At 67.6% G+C, this 13,776-nt stretch carries 12 protein-coding genes; 10 read left to right on the top strand and 2 right to left on the bottom strand.

The window, feature by feature from the left end:
• Positions 1-65: 65 nt before the first annotated feature.
• From J2W78_RS10525 to J2W78_RS10510, 4 genes are all read left to right on the top strand, one after another.
• On the top strand, positions 66-1,394 hold the full coding sequence (locus tag J2W78_RS10525) for a quaternary amine ABC transporter ATP-binding protein (RefSeq protein WP_253370357.1): 1,329 nt from the start codon (positions 66-68) through the stop codon (positions 1,392-1,394).
• Positions 1,310-2,161: an ABC transporter permease gene (locus J2W78_RS10520; RefSeq protein WP_253370355.1), complete on the top strand. Its 852-nt coding sequence runs from the start codon at positions 1,310-1,312 to the stop codon at positions 2,159-2,161. Before J2W78_RS10525 ends, J2W78_RS10520 begins: the two co-directional genes overlap by 85 nt.
• 187 nt (positions 2,162-2,348) lie before the next feature.
• On the top strand, positions 2,349-3,185 hold the full coding sequence (locus J2W78_RS10515) for a glycine betaine ABC transporter substrate-binding protein (RefSeq protein ID WP_253370353.1): 837 nt from the start codon (positions 2,349-2,351) through the stop codon (positions 3,183-3,185).
• An 82-nt stretch (positions 3,186-3,267) separates the two neighbouring features.
• Positions 3,268-4,617 carry a hypothetical protein gene (locus J2W78_RS10510; protein ID WP_253370351.1) on the top strand — a complete coding sequence of 450 codons (1,350 nt, stop codon included), beginning with the start codon at positions 3,268-3,270 and terminating at the stop codon, positions 4,615-4,617.
• Positions 4,618-4,931: 314 nt separating this feature from the next.
• Here J2W78_RS10510 and J2W78_RS10505 read toward each other — a convergent pair whose 3' ends face one another.
• Together J2W78_RS10505 and J2W78_RS10500 are read right to left on the bottom strand one after the other, a co-directional pair.
• Entirely contained in the window at positions 4,932-5,963 is a 1,032-nt protein-coding gene (locus J2W78_RS10505; protein ID WP_253374014.1) for a GlxA family transcriptional regulator, read from the bottom strand.
• 260 nt (positions 5,964-6,223) lie between these two features.
• Positions 6,224-6,373, bottom strand: a complete 150-nt coding sequence (locus J2W78_RS10500) for a hypothetical protein (RefSeq protein WP_253370349.1) — start codon at positions 6,371-6,373, stop codon at positions 6,224-6,226.
• A gap of 27 nt (positions 6,374-6,400) precedes the next feature.
• Here J2W78_RS10500 and J2W78_RS10495 point away from each other — a divergent pair, with 27 nt between their 5' ends.
• The 6 genes from J2W78_RS10495 (at position 6,401) to J2W78_RS10470 (ending at position 13,715) form a co-directional block, all read left to right on the top strand.
• Positions 6,401-7,654 carry a sarcosine oxidase subunit beta family protein gene (locus tag J2W78_RS10495; protein ID WP_253370347.1) on the top strand — a complete coding sequence of 418 codons (1,254 nt, stop codon included), beginning with the start codon at positions 6,401-6,403 and terminating at the stop codon, positions 7,652-7,654.
• Positions 7,655-7,679: 25 nt separating this feature from the next.
• A complete protein-coding gene (locus J2W78_RS10490; protein WP_253370345.1) occupies positions 7,680-8,012 on the top strand; it encodes a sarcosine oxidase subunit delta in 333 nt (110 codons plus the stop codon).
• A gap of 1 nt (position 8,013) precedes the next feature.
• The gene (locus J2W78_RS10485; protein WP_253370343.1) at positions 8,014-11,001 is read left to right on the top strand and encodes a sarcosine oxidase subunit alpha family protein; all 2,988 of its coding nucleotides are present in this window, start codon (positions 8,014-8,016) and stop codon (positions 10,999-11,001) included.
• Positions 10,994-11,584 carry a sarcosine oxidase subunit gamma gene (locus tag J2W78_RS10480; protein ID WP_253370341.1) on the top strand — a complete coding sequence of 197 codons (591 nt, stop codon included), beginning with the start codon at positions 10,994-10,996 and terminating at the stop codon, positions 11,582-11,584. Before J2W78_RS10485 ends, J2W78_RS10480 begins: the two co-directional genes overlap by 8 nt.
• Before the next feature lie 129 nt (positions 11,585-11,713).
• Positions 11,714-13,075, top strand: coding sequence for an L-serine ammonia-lyase (locus tag J2W78_RS10475; RefSeq protein ID WP_253370339.1), 1,362 nt, complete (start codon positions 11,714-11,716; stop codon positions 13,073-13,075).
• Between the two features lie 385 nt (positions 13,076-13,460).
• Positions 13,461-13,715: a hypothetical protein gene (locus tag J2W78_RS10470; RefSeq protein ID WP_253370337.1), complete on the top strand. Its 255-nt coding sequence runs from the start codon at positions 13,461-13,463 to the stop codon at positions 13,713-13,715.
• Positions 13,716-13,776 lie beyond the last annotated feature (61 nt).

Genomic DNA, 13,776 nt, shown 5'->3' with positions numbered 1-13,776 from the left:
CCTAAATAAATTTGTCAAAAAATTCCGCCGCAAGCAACACCGACTTATATCGAAAGGTTTATCCCATGGGCCGGATCAATCTTGAGGGTATCAGCAAGATATTCGGCTCGAACTCCTCCAAGGCGCTCGATCTGATCGCCCAGGGGAAAACCAAGAGCGACATCGCCGCCGCCTGCGGCGCGGTGGTCGGGTTGCGCGACATCTCGTTCGATATCGAAGAGGGCGAGATCCTCGTGCTGATGGGCCTGTCCGGCTCCGGCAAGTCGACGCTCCTGCGGTGCATGAACCGCCTCGTGGAGCCGTCCTGCGGCCGGATCGCCGTGGACGGGGTGGACGTGACCCGGCTCGGCCGGAAGGAATTGCTCGCCTTCCGCCAGAAGACCTTCGGCATGGTCTTCCAGCACTTCGCGCTGCTGCCCAACCGCACCATCCTCGGAAATGTCGGGTTCGGCCTCGAGATCAAGCAGGTCTCGGCCAAGGAGCGGATCGAGCGGTCGATGCAGGCCATCGAACTCGTCGGTCTGAAGGGCTGGGAGACGAAGTATCCCAACGAATTGTCGGGCGGCATGCAGCAGCGGGCGGGCCTCGCGCGGGCGCTCGCGGCGGATGCCGACATCCTGCTCATGGACGAAGCCTTCAGCGCGCTCGACCCCTTGATCCGCCGCGACATGCAGGCGGAGCTGCGCGACCTCCAACGCAAGCTCAAGAAGACCATCGTCTTCGTCTCGCACGATCTCGACGAAGCCATCGCGCTCGGCGGCCGCATCGTCCTGATGAAGGATGGCGAGGTGGTTCAGATCGGCCAGCCCGAGGACATCGTGGCCCGCCCCGCGACCGAGTATGTCGAGCGCTTCGTCGAGCATATCGATCTGGCCGCCGTGCTGCGCGCCGATCAGGTCGCGGATCGCTCCGCCCCCGTGCTCGCCCCCACGCAGACGGTGGCCGAGGCGCGGACCGCGCTCGGCGGCGCAGGGGGCGGGGCGAGCCGCGGAGTTTGGCTCGTCGCCGACGGGGACGGGCGGCTGGTCGGCCGCATCTTCGCCGAGCGGCTCGCCTCCGCCCGGCCGGCCGAGACCATCTCCAGCCTGCTCGATCTCGGGCAGTCCGTCGTCGAGGCGGAAAGCCGGCTGGACACCATTCTCGCGACCGTCGCCGCCCAGGAAGCGGTCGCCGTCGTGGGCCGGAACGGACGCCTGATCGGCGCCATCACGAGCCGCGACGTCGTGCAGGCGCTCGCCGCGCGGCCAGGCACGCACGATCAGCCGCATGCCGGTGCCCAGATCCTCTCAAAGCCGTCAGGAGCCCCGACATGGAGTGGAACGTCCCCAAATTCCCCCTCGACACGCTCAGCGACAACGGCCTCGACTGGCTCACCGAGCATGGCAGTTGGCTGACCCGAGCCGTCAGCCGCACCGTCTCCGACTGGATCGAAACGCTGACCACCGCCCTCGTCGCGATCCCGCCGTGGCTCTGCATCGCGGTCGCGGCCTTCGCGGCGTACCGGGTCGGGGGCCGCAAGATCGGGCTCCTGACCCTCGTCGGCCTGCTGTTCCTGTGGAACCTGCGGCTCTGGCAGGCGACGGTCGAGACCCTGGTTCTCGTCACCATCGCCACCGCGGCGGCCCTGGTGATCGGCGTTCCCGTGGGGATCTGGTTCGCGCTCAGCCGGCGGGCCTGGCGGACCTTCTCGCCGATCCTCGACATGATGCAGACGCTGCCGAGTTTCGTCTATCTGATCCCGGCGCTCCCCTTCTTCGGCCTCGGCGCGGTCTCGGCCTGCTTCGCGACGATCGTCTTCTCGGTGCCCCCGGTGATCCGGCTGACGGCGCTCGGCATCCGCAACGTGCCGGGCGAACTCGTCGAGGCCTCCGACGCCTTCGGCAGTTCGGCGACCCAGAAGCTGTTCAAGGTGCAGTTGCCGCTGGCACTCCCGACCATCATGGCCGGCGTCAACCAGACCATGATGCTGGCCCTCTCCATGGTCGTGATCGCGGCGATGATCGGTGCCGGCGGATTGGGCCGCGCGGTCTGGCAGTCGATCCAGCGGCTCGAGGCGGGCGCCGGCTTCGAGGCGGGCATCGGCATCGTGATCGTGGCGGTGATCCTCGACCGCGTGACGCAGGCCCTCGCCGCCCGGGCTCGTCCACACGGTGTGGCCTGAAGGCTACATCTTCGACCGGAGAAGCAACTTCTCCTTGCTTTTTCCAACTATCTGAATAACATAGATCATCATTTAAGTATTTCTTCTGATGGGCCTCAGCCTCCCCCGCGCGAGGCAGGCTTCAGATGAAATCAGACCTCAGATCCAGATCGGCACGATCCTCAACCCCCTCTGAAAGGTTCAATCCATGCGTGCACCGATACTTGGTGTGATCGCCTACCTCGCGCTGGCCCAGACGCCGGCCGAGGCGGCGGGCAAGCAGGTTCGGCTCGCCTACGTGGAATGGGCCGACGCCGTGGTCGCCACCAACATCCTCAAGCTTGCCCTTGAGGAAAAAGGCTACCAAGTGAAGACGATTCCGCTCGCGGCGGCGGCCATGTGGCAATCCGTTGCGACCGGTGACGCGGATGCGAGCGTCGCAGCCTGGCTCCCCGTCACGCAGGGCGCCTATTACGAAAAACTCAAGAACCGCATCGACCTGATCGGCCCGAACGTCACGGGGGCCAAGATCGGCTGGGCGGTGCCCGCCACTTCGTCCCTCAACTCGATCGAGGATCTGGCGACCAAGGCCTCCGAAGTCGATGGCAAGGTGATCGGCATCGATCCCGGCGCCGGCGTGATGAAGAGCTCCGAGGCAGCCATCAAGGCGTACGGCCTCAAGGTCAAGCTGCTCGACGGCAGCGACGCCACGATGACCAGCGCGCTGAAGGATGCGGTGCGGCAGAAGAAGGACGTGGTCGTCACGGCCTGGACCCCGCACTGGATGTTCGCGCGCTACGACCTGAAATACCTCGCCGATCCCAAGAAAAGCTTCGGTGAGGCCGAGAGCGTGAACACGCTGGCCCGCAAGGGGCTGAAAGAGGACATGCCCGAGGTCTACGCGATCCTCCAGAAGTTCAAGCTCACCATCAAGGACGAAGAAGCCGTGATGGCGGAGAACGAGGAGAAGGGCGCCAAGCCCGAGGCGACCGCCGCGAAGTGGATCGCGGCGAATCGCGCGACGGTCGATGGCTGGCTGAAGTGATCGTCCCGTCCAAGACTTAAGAAAAACGACGGGAAACAGCTCGGAAGGCGATCTGAGTCTTCATTCGAGGGGGTTGGGGGATATGACGGCGAACGGTTTGGCGGCGGCCCTCGTGGCATGTGCCGCAGGTTTCATGCTGTGCCCATCGACGGCCGCGGCGCAGTCGCAGGGCCCGGTCGAGGTCAATGCCGAGCCCAGTCAGGCCAACAGCGAGCAGCCGGTTGCCGTCGCCGATCCGCGCTTCAGCCCCGAATCCCGCAGCAATTTCGATCTGGGGCCGCCGAAGGGCAAGACCGACTCGGGCACCTTCACCTTCGGCGGCGCCATCCGCGCCCGCTACGACTGGCGCTTCGACGATGCCAGCCGTGGCGGTGTCCGCAAGGCGCGGGAGAATTTCGACTTCGACACCCTCGCGCTCAAGGCCACCTACGATTCCGACACGATCTTCGGCTCGGCGCAGTACAGGTTCTACGGCGGCAGCTCGATCTACGGCCCCCGCAGCGGCTATCAAGGCTATCCGGGCGAGGTGAGCTTCCCGATGTGGGCCTATGTCGGCTACAAGTTCACGCCGGAAGACAGCCTCACCGCCGGCATCAACCAGGCTCCCTTCGGTCTGACCCCGTATTTCGGGACGAGCTTCCTCGAAACTCTCGGCTTCACCATGGGCCTGGAGGAAGTGTACAATCTCGGCGTCAAATTCTCCCACGTCGAGCCGGACTTCAACTATCAGGTCGGTTTCTATCCGGGTTCCTCGCCCAACGCCTTCGGCCTGAGCCCGGACAGCGCGCGCTACTCCACCGCGATCGTCCGGGCCGACCCCTACGTCACGTTCGGAACCAACAACGCCGAACAGAACATGTTCATCGGCCGGGCGGAGTACTTCGTCCTCAAGAACGACACCGCCTCGCTCGCCTTCGGCGCCTCGATCTGGCACTCGGACATCTACAATTTCGACACGCGCCAGACCGGCACCAAGCAGCTCGAAGGCCTGCACGCCCTCGGCACCTACGGCCCCTGGGGCTTCAAGGCGATCTACGTCCGCCAGGACATCGATCCGCGCAACCCCTTCCGCAACGACCTCGTCACGGTCGGCGGCTTCGACTTCTCGTACAACCTCGCCGCGCGCGGGAACTTCGTCTCGGCGGAGGTGACCTACAAGGTGCCCGATCCGATCGGCCCGTTCACCGTGGTGCCTTTCGCCGGCTTCAGCGCCTTCTACAAGGACAAGGCGAATTTCCGGGCCAGCGAGCGCTTCACGCTCGGCGGGGCCTGGACCCTGACGGCCGACCCGAACCTGATCATCTACACCGAGGCCGCCATCGGCCGGAACGATCCCTATGTCGGCGTCGGCGAATTCAACAACGGCCTCGCCCAGGGCGGCGAGAACCGCTTCAAGTCGCGGTTCATCATGAATATCGGCTACTATTTCTAGAGTTGATGGTTTCGTGAGCGGTGCGCCGGCTTCCTGGGAAGCCGGCGTTTTCTTTTTCAGGCTCGCCGGCCCCGCCAAGGTCCGATCGCGATGAAATCTGCATCGGCACACAGCCACGAAAGCAGAGCGGGGCGCCGGATCATCCGGCGCCCCGCTCAAGCATTCATCAGAGTGATGGGAGACTGGTCGTTTCTGAACGGCCGGCCGCCACGGCTAGAGCATCGTCCCGAAAGGTGCCGCCGGCTTTCGGAAAAAGATGATGCAACGGCAGAAGGTTAGAGTATCGCCCTTGATCCGATATCCAGGACGATACTCTAGGCGCGCAGGCCGCCTTGCGCCTGCACCAGCTTGCGCTCCGCGCTCGGCGGCTGGCCGAAGCAGTCGAGATAGGCCTTCGAGAAGTGCGAGGCCGAGGTGAAGCCGCACTCGAACGCCACCGAAAGCAGCGGCATCGCCGTCTGGCGGATCAGGTTGCGGGCGTGTTCCAGGCGGATGCGCAGGTAGTGCTTGGCGGGTGAGCGGCCGAGATACTTCAGGAACAGCCGTTCGAGCTGGCGGGTCGAGAGTTGCACCGCGTCGGCGAGTTCCTGGCTGCCGAGCGGCTCGGCGAGCGAGGTTTCCATCAGCCCCACCACCCGCAGCAGCTTGGGATGCGACACTCCGAGGCGCATGCGCAGGTCCATCCGCTGGCGCTCGCCGGATTCGCGGATGCGGTGGTGGATGAGCTGGTCGGCGACCTCCGAGGCCACGCTCGGGCCATGGTCGCGCACGATCAGCGACAGCATCATGTCGGCCGCCGCGGTGCCGCCCGCGCAGGTGAAGCGGTTGCGGTCGATCTCGAACAGGTCCGAGCCGATCTCCAGCCCGTCATGCTCCGAGACGAGGCCCGGCAGGTTCTCCCAATGGATCGTCGCCCGGTATCCGTCGAGGAGGCCGGCCTTGGCCAGCACATAGGTGCCCGTGCACACCGCACCGATCGCCGCCCCGCGGGCGCTGCACCGGCGCAGGGCCGAATGGAGGGCGCGGTGATCCGGGTGCTGGATGTCGATGCCGCCGCACACGACCAGCATGTCGAAGTCCTGCGCCTCGCAGAAGCGGCCCGCGACCTTGACCTCGATCCCGTTCGAGGCGGTGCACTTGGTACCGTCTTCCGACCACAGCGAGAAACGGTAGAGATCGCGGCCGACCGCGCGGTTGGCGAGCCGCAGGGGCTCGATCGCCGAGGAGAAGGCAATCATCGAGAAGCGATCGACCAGCATGAAACCGACGGAGATGGCTCTCCCGGTAACGGCCTCGCTCGCCGCAACTACACTTGCCGGGCATGTCGCCCCGGCCGCAATCGTCATTTCCATCCCGACCACCGTTTGTCGGCCTGTGCCGCGGCTTGGTGGGCAATTCACGTGCCGCGCCGATGCTTGCGCCGACGCAGGAGCGATTCGGGGTCGCTCCGGTTGTATTCGGCACGGTTGATCGGACACGGCACGTCCGCCGAGGCGGCGCCCACAGTGGAACTTAATCTCCGATCGCCCGCCGAACGCAATAGAATAATTCTTGTTTGCTCCTTGGCTCACGGCCGCGTGATCGGACAAGCCGTCCGGTTTGTCAGTCAAACGGTGGCGCGAAACAGGCGGCCGAACAGGGCCGGTTGCTGCCGCGCGGCGGCATTTCGGCGGGACATGCCGGGAAATCGATCGAAGTCGGGAATCCCAAACTCGCGGTCGCCGTCGATCAAGCCCCGCCGCGGCGCGCGGACCATGATCCGTCAACACCGCGAGGTCGACCGATGCGCCGCTTCTCCCTCACGTCGCTACTCTCCGAATCCATGCGGGGCCACACGGGCTGGGGCCGCCAATGGCGCGCCCCCGAGCCCAAGCCGGCTTACGACGTCGTCATCGTCGGCGGCGGCGGACACGGCCTGGCGACCGCCTACTATCTCGCGAGCCAGCACGGCATCACCAACGTGGCGGTGCTGGAGAAGGGCTGGATCGGCGGCGGCAATACCGGCCGCAACACGACGATCATCCGCTCCAACTATCTCTACGACGAGAGCGCGGCGATGTACGAGCACGCGCTCAAGCTCTGGGAGGGGCTCTCCCAGGAGCTGAACTACAACATCATGTTCTCCCAGCGCGGCGTGCTGATGCTCGCGCACAACATCCATGACGTTCAAAGCTTCAAGCGCCACGTCTATTCCAACCGCCTCAACGGCATCGACAACGAGTGGCTCTCGAAGGAAGAGTGCAAGGAATTCTGCCCGCCGCTCGATATCTCGGGCTCCTTGCGCTACCCCGTGCTCGGCGGCGCGCTCCAGCGCCGGGCCGGCACCGCCCGCCACGACGCGGTGGCCTGGGGCTATGCCCGCGGCGCCGACGATCGCGGCGTCGACATCATCCAGAACTGTGAGGTCACCGGCATCCGCCGCGACGCCTCCGGTGCGGCGGTGGGCGTCGAGACGACCCGCGGCTTCATCGGCGCCGGCCGGATCGGCGTGGTCGCCGCCGGCCACACCTCGACCCTGATGTCGATGGCCGGCGTGTCGATGCCGCTGGAGAGCTACCCGCTCCAGGCGCTGGTCTCCGAGCCGGTCAAGCCGTGCTTCCCCTGCGTGGTGATGTCGAACGCGGTCCACGCCTACCTGTCGCAATCCGACAAGGGCGAGTTGGTGATCGGTGCGGGCACCGACCAGTACACCTCCTACAGCCAGCAGGGCGGCCTCCACATCACCACCCACACGCTTGACGCGATCTGCGAGCTGTTCCCGCAATTCACCCGGATGCGGATGCTGCGCTCCTGGGGCGGCATCGTCGACGTCACGCCGGACCGCTCGCCGATCATCGGCAAGACCCCGGTTGAGAACCTGTTCGTCAATTGCGGCTGGGGCACCGGCGGCTTCAAGGCGACCCCGGGCTCGGGCCACGTCTTCGCCCACACGCTCGCGACCGGCGCCCCGCACAAGATCAACGCGCCCTTCACCCTCGACCGGTTCCGCACCGGGCGCCTCATCGACGAAGCCGCCGCCGCGGCCGTCGCGCACTGATCCGCATCCGTCGGGAGTCCGAACCATGCTGCTGATCGCCTGTCCCCATTGCGGCCAACGGCCCGAGACCGAGTTCCGGTGCGGCGGCCAAGCCCATATCGCCCGCCCGGCCGACCCGATGAGCGTCGATGACGGCGGCTGGAGCGAGCACCTGTTCGTGCGCGCCAATCCCAAGGGCGTGCATGCCGAGCGCTGGTGCCACGTCCACGGCTGCGGGCGCTGGTTCAACGCCCTGCGCGACACGATCAGCGACCGCTTCATCGAGACCTACCCGATCGGTGAGCAGTCGAAGTCCGGCGTGAAGCCTGGAACGATTCTCGGACCCAATCCGGCCACCCAGAGCGAGACGAGGGCGTGAGATGGCACAGCCGTTCAGATTGTCCCGCGGCGGACGCGTCGACCGCACCCGCCCCATCGTCTTCGAGTTCAACGGAAAGCCGGTCCACGGATACGCCGGCGACACCGTCGCCTCGGCACTCTTGGCCAACGGCATCCACCTCGTCGGACGCTCGTTCAAGTATCACCGCCCCCGCGGCATCCTGAGCCATGGCCCCGACGAGCCGAGCGCGCTGCTCTCGGTCGATCGCGGGCCCGGCCGGATCGACCCGAACAACCGCGCCTCCGTGGTCGAGGCCCGCTCGGGACTGCGCACGACCTCGCAGAACCACTGGCCATCGCTCGAATTCGACGTCGGCGCGGTCAACGACCTGCTCTCGCCGGTCTTCGTGGCGGGCTTCTACTACAAGACCTTCATGTGGCCCCAGAAGTTCTGGGACCGGGTCTATGAGCCGTTCATCCGCGCCGCCGCGGGTCTCGGCAAGGCGCCGACGGTGGCCGATCCCGACCGCTACGCCAACCGCCACGCCCATTGCGACGTGCTCGTCGTCGGCGCCGGCCCGGCGGGTCTCGCCGCCGCCCTCGCTGCGGCGCGCACCGGCAAACGGGTCATCCTCGCCGACGAGGGCGCGGAGCCCGGCGGCTCGCTCCTCCACGACACGACCTCGCAGATCGACGGACGCCCGGCGGCGACGTGGCTCGCCGAGACGCTGGCCGAACTCGACGGCCGCGAGAACGTGATCCTGCTCTCCCGCACTACCGCCTTCGGCTACTACAACCACAACCACGTGGCGATGACCGAGCGCGTCACCGACCACTTGGCCTCCGCCGCCGGCCAAGCGCCCCGCGAACGCCTGTGGCAGGTGCGGGCGGGCGAGGTCGTGCTCGCCGGCGGTTCCCACGAGCGTCCCCTCGTCTTCGCCGACAACGACCGGCCGGGCATCCTGCTCGCCGAGAGCGTGCGGGTGTTCCTCAACCGCTACGGCGTCGCGCCGGGCGCCAAGCTCGTCTTCGCCACGAGCGGCGCCTCTGCCTACCAGGCCGCGATCGATGCGCGCGCTGCGGGCCTCGACGTCACCCTCGTCGATCTGCGCCTTGAAGCGGATTGCGGTCCGGAGCTGGCGCAACTGCGCGCGGTCGGGGCCGAAGTATTGACCGGCCACACCGTGGTCGGGTCGAAGGGCCGGAAGCGCGTCACGGGTCTCATCGTGGCGCCTGTCGGGAGCGACGGCCGGTGCGGCGGCCGTCGCATTCTCCCATGCGACTGCGTCGGCATGTCCGGCGGCTGGACGCCCGCCGTCCACCTGTTCTCGCAGTCCCGCGGCAAGCTCCGCTACGACGACGCCATCGACGCCTTCGTGCCGAGTCTCTCGGCCCAGGCCGAGCGCTCGGCGGGTGCCGCCCGCGGCACCTACGACCTCGCCGCCTGCCTCGTGGACGGCTTTGCCGCCGGCGCCGCCGCGGCGGGTTCCGACGCACGGCAGGACTTCCAGGCCTCGGAGACGCTGACCGGCTTCCAGCCGGTGCGGATCATGCCGACGGATGCCAACCCGACCAAGGTCCGCGCCTTCGTCGATTACCAGAACGACGTCACCGCCAAGGACATCAAGCTCGCGGTGCGCGAGGGCTTCCAGTCGATCGAGCACGTCAAGCGCTACACCACGACCGGCATGGCGACCGACCAGGGCAAGACCTCGAACATGAATGCGCTCGGCATCGTCGCCGGGCAGCTCGACAAGGCCCTGCCCGCCGTCGGCACCACGACCTTCCGGCCGCCCTACACCCCGGTGACCTTCGGTGCGCTGGTGGGCCCCGCCCGCCACGCTCTGTTCGACCCGATCCGCACCACGCCGATCCACGAATGGGCCGAGGCCCACGGCGCCCTGTTCGAGAACGTCGCCCTGTGGCGGCGCGCTTGGTACTTCCCGAAGAACGGCGAGGATCTGCACGCCGCGGTCGCCCGCGAGTGCAAGGCGGTGCGCGAGGGGGTCGGCATCTTCGACGCCTCGACGCTGGGCAAGATCGAGATCGTCGGCCGGGATGCGGCCGAGTTCATGAACCGCCTCTACATCAACCCCTGGACCAAGCTCGCACCGGGCCGCTGCCGCTACGGGCTGATGCTGAAGGAGGACGGCTACATCCTCGATGACGGCGTCGTCGCCCGCGTCTCGGACGAGTGCTTCCACGTCACCACCACCACGGGCGGCGCGGCGCGCGTGCTCGGCCACATGGAGGACTACCTCCAGACCGAGTGGCCGGACCTCGAAGTGTTCCTGACCTCGACCACCGAGCAATGGGCGGTGATCGCGCTCCAGGGCCCGAAGGCCCGCGCCGTGATCGCCCCGCTCGTGGACGGCATCGACCTGTCGCCGGACGCCTTCCCGCACATGGCGATGCGCACGGGAACGATCTGCGGCGTGCCGACCCGGCTGTTCCGGGTGTCGTTCACCGGTGAACTCGGCTTCGAGATCAACGTGCCCGCCGACCACGCCCGCGCGGTCTGGGAAGCGGTGTTCGAGTCGGGCCAGGCCCATGGCATCACGCCCTACGGCACCGAGACGATGCACGTGCTGCGCGCCGAGAAGGGCTACATCATCGTCGGCCAGGAGACCGACGGCACGGTGACCCCGGACGATGTCGGCATGGCCGGCATGATCCCGAAGGCCAAGGGGGACTTCGTCGGCAAGCGCTCCCTGGCACGTCCCGACGTGGTCGCCACCGGCCGCAAGCAGCTCGTCGGCCTCATGACCGACGATCCGAAATTCGTCCTCGACGAGGGCGCGCAGATCGTCGCCGACACCAACCAGCCGATCCCGATGCGCATGCTCGGCCACGTCACGTCGAGCTACTGGAGCGCCAATTGCGGGCGCTCCATCGCTCTGGCCCTGGTCGAGGGCGGACGCGAGCGGATGAACGGCCATCTCTTCGTCACCACGCCGGACGGCTTCACCCGTGTCACCGTCTGCGAACCGGTCTTCTTCGACGTCCAGGGGGAGCGCATCAATGCTTGAGACCCGCTACCGCGCCGCCCGCGCCCTGCCGCTCGGCGCTCAGACCCGCACGGCCGCCGCCGGTTCGGGCGTATCGGTCCGGCCCGCGGGCGCCGAGGCGCGCTTCTCCCTGCGGGCCCGGCTCGCCAAGGGCGCCGCGCCGAAGCTCGCCGGGCTCGTGCTCGATGCGCCGATCAACACGGTCGGCACCGACGGCGAGGTCTGGCTCGCCCGCCTCGGCCCCGACGAGTGGCTCGTCGGCGGCCCCGAGGCCGATGCCGACCTGCTGCAGGGCCGCTTCCACGAGGCGCTCGCCGGGCTGCCCCACTCCCTGGTCGACGTCTCGCACCGCAATGTCGGCATCGACGTGTCGGGCCGGCAGGCCGCGGCGGTGCTCAATGCCGGTTGCCCGCTCGATCTGTCCGAGTCCGCCTTCCCGCCGGGCAGCGCCACCCGCACCCTGCTCGGCAAGTCCGAGATCGTGCTGATCCGCGCGAGCGCCGCCCCGCTCTACCGCGTCGAGTGCTGGCGCTCGTTCTCGACCTACGTCCACGGCCTCCTCAATGAGGCCGTCTTCGGGGTCGAAGGATCCGCCACGCATTGATGCAGGCTGGCGGCGAGCCCATCTCGCGGCTATGTCCCCCCGCGCCGGCATCCTGTCGTGATGCGCGCCTTCCCCCGAACTTGCATCTGCTTGCGGGCGAGGCACCTTTTTTAGAGAGCGACGGACTCGATGATCAGCACCTTCGATCTGTTCAAGATCGGGATCGGTCCGTCGAGTTCCCACACCGTCGGGCCGATGATCGCCGGGCGCCGGTTCCGCGAAACCGTGCTCGCTCGCGGCGGCGTCGCCCGGGTGAGCGCCGAGATCTACGGCTCGCTCGCCTGGACCGGACGCGGCCACGGCACCGATGTGGCGATCCTGCTCGGGCTCATGGGCCACGCGCCCTCGACCATCGACCCGGACCGGACCGCGCCGCTCGCCGACGAACTGCGCCGCACCGGCGACCTCGGCCTTCCGGGTGTCGTCTTCGAGACTGAGCGCGATCTCGTCTTCAACTTCAAGGACATCCTGCCGCTGCACACCAACGGCATGCGCTTTTGCGCCTACGATGCCGGGGGGGCGCTGATCGAGGACCAGATCTTCTACTCGGTCGGCGGCGGCTTCGTCGTCACGGCGGCGGAGGCGGAAGCTGCCTCCGCCGGAGATGCAGGGCAGGAGCCGCCGCCGCTCGCCTTCGGCAGCGGGCGCGAACTCCTCGACCTGACCCTGCGCACCGGCCTGACGATCCCGCAGATCCAGCTCGCCAACGAGTTGACCCTGCGCCCGCGCGAAGCCATCGATGCCGGCCTCGACGCGATCCGCGACGCGATGTTCGCCTGCATCGAGCGCGGCCTGCGCATGGACGGCGAATTGCCCGGCGGCCTGCGGGTGCGGCGGCGCGCCAAGCGGCTCTACGAGTCGCTGGAGGCGACGAAGCTCTCCAACAGCCGCCCGGCCCACGAGATCATGGATTGGATCAGCCTCTACGCGCTGGCCGTCAACGAGGAGAACGCCTCGGGCGGCCGGGTGGTGACGGCGCCGACCAATGGTGCGGCCGGCATCGTCCCGGCGGTGCTGCGCTACACCCGCGACTTCTGCCCCGACTGGAGCGACGAGCGCGGACGCGACTTCCTGCTCACCGCCGCCGCCATCGGCGGGCTGATCAAGGCCCGCGCCTCGATCTCGGGGGCGGAGGTCGGCTGCCAGGGCGAGGTCGGCTCGGCCGCGGCGATGGCGGCGGCGGGGCTCACCGCAGCGCTCGGCGGCTCGGCCTTCCAGATCGAGAACGCCGCCGAGATCGCCATGGAGCACCATCTCGGCATGACCTGCGATCCGATCGCCGGCCTTGTCCAGGTGCCCTGCATCGAGCGCAACGCCTTCGGCGCCAACAAGGCCGTGGTGGCCGCCTCGCTGTCGCTGCGCGGCGACGGCCAGCACCGGGTGAGCCTCGACGAAGTGATCGAGACCATGCGCCAGACCGGCCACGACATGCAGGCCAAATACAAGGAAACCTCGCTCGGCGGGCTGGCCGTCAACGTCGCCGCCTGCTAGCCCGCCACTCGGGCGGAACCGGGTTTCCGCCCTGCGATGCGACCGATCGGACATCGGCCGGGCCCCTCCCGATCAGTTCGGCTGTTGACCGATCCCGCAACCCCTCTTCCGCCACCGGGAGAGGGGTTTTCGCGTTGAGGGCGTCGTTCGAAGGACGGCTCTCCGCGGTCGAAGATCGAAGCTCCGGCGACCCGGCTGTCCGCCCCGGCTCAAGCATAGCGACCGTCCGCACGGCAGCGCCCATGCACGATAGGTAAGCAAACTGCTAAAAGTCGGACTTTCCTGCTCATTGCATGCGCATCAAGCAGAGCTGCTCCCAAGCTTCCGCGCTCCTCCGAAGAAGGAGGAAGCCTCATATGAAATCGCAACGCGAACCGTCCTCGTCTTGATCAACGACGGTGCGATCGAGGCTCGTCTCATGTTTTCCAAATTTCTTGAAAGTGTTCGTACCCACTTCCGCGCCCGGGCCGACGAAGAGGCGCTGATGAACCTGAGCGATGCAGCTCTGGACGATATCGGCCTGACCCGCGGCGCGGTCTCTGAGTTGCTGACCGGCTCCGAGCCGGCACGTCCGGAGGTGATGGCGATCACGCCGCTCTTCGCGGCCCTTGCCTTCCCGACCGCGCTGCAGGGCGCCTGAGCCTCGCTCGCGAAACGTCCGCCGCACGTCGCGCCAGGGCGGAAGCGCTCGGCGTTCGAAA

The organism is Methylorubrum extorquens, from assembly GCF_024169925.1.
GTDB classification, from domain to species: domain Bacteria; phylum Pseudomonadota; class Alphaproteobacteria; order Rhizobiales; family Beijerinckiaceae; genus Methylobacterium; species Methylobacterium extorquens_A.
This window is presented reverse-complemented; position numbering and strand designations above follow the sequence as displayed.

Excerpts from the sequence above, each read along its gene's own strand:
- J2W78_RS10525 (WP_253370357.1), top strand. The coding sequence starts at position 66 with ATGGGCCGGATCAATCTTGAGGGTATCAGCAAGATATTCGGCTCGAAC.
- J2W78_RS10520 (WP_253370355.1), top strand. The coding sequence starts at position 1,310 with ATGGAGTGGAACGTCCCCAAATTCCCCCTCGACACGCTCAGCGACAAC.
- J2W78_RS10515 (WP_253370353.1), top strand. The coding sequence starts at position 2,349 with ATGCGTGCACCGATACTTGGTGTGATCGCCTACCTCGCGCTGGCCCAG.
- J2W78_RS10510 (WP_253370351.1), top strand. The coding sequence starts at position 3,268 with ATGACGGCGAACGGTTTGGCGGCGGCCCTCGTGGCATGTGCCGCAGGT.
- J2W78_RS10505 (WP_253374014.1), bottom strand. The coding sequence starts at position 5,963 with ATGACGATTGCGGCCGGGGCGACATGCCCGGCAAGTGTAGTTGCGGCG.
- J2W78_RS10500 (WP_253370349.1), bottom strand. The coding sequence starts at position 6,373 with ATGGTCCGCGCGCCGCGGCGGGGCTTGATCGACGGCGACCGCGAGTTT.
- J2W78_RS10495 (WP_253370347.1), top strand. The coding sequence starts at position 6,401 with ATGCGCCGCTTCTCCCTCACGTCGCTACTCTCCGAATCCATGCGGGGC.
- J2W78_RS10490 (WP_253370345.1), top strand. The coding sequence starts at position 7,680 with ATGCTGCTGATCGCCTGTCCCCATTGCGGCCAACGGCCCGAGACCGAG.
- J2W78_RS10485 (WP_253370343.1), top strand. The coding sequence starts at position 8,014 with ATGGCACAGCCGTTCAGATTGTCCCGCGGCGGACGCGTCGACCGCACC.
- J2W78_RS10480 (WP_253370341.1), top strand. The coding sequence starts at position 10,994 with ATGCTTGAGACCCGCTACCGCGCCGCCCGCGCCCTGCCGCTCGGCGCT.
- J2W78_RS10475 (WP_253370339.1), top strand. The coding sequence starts at position 11,714 with ATGATCAGCACCTTCGATCTGTTCAAGATCGGGATCGGTCCGTCGAGT.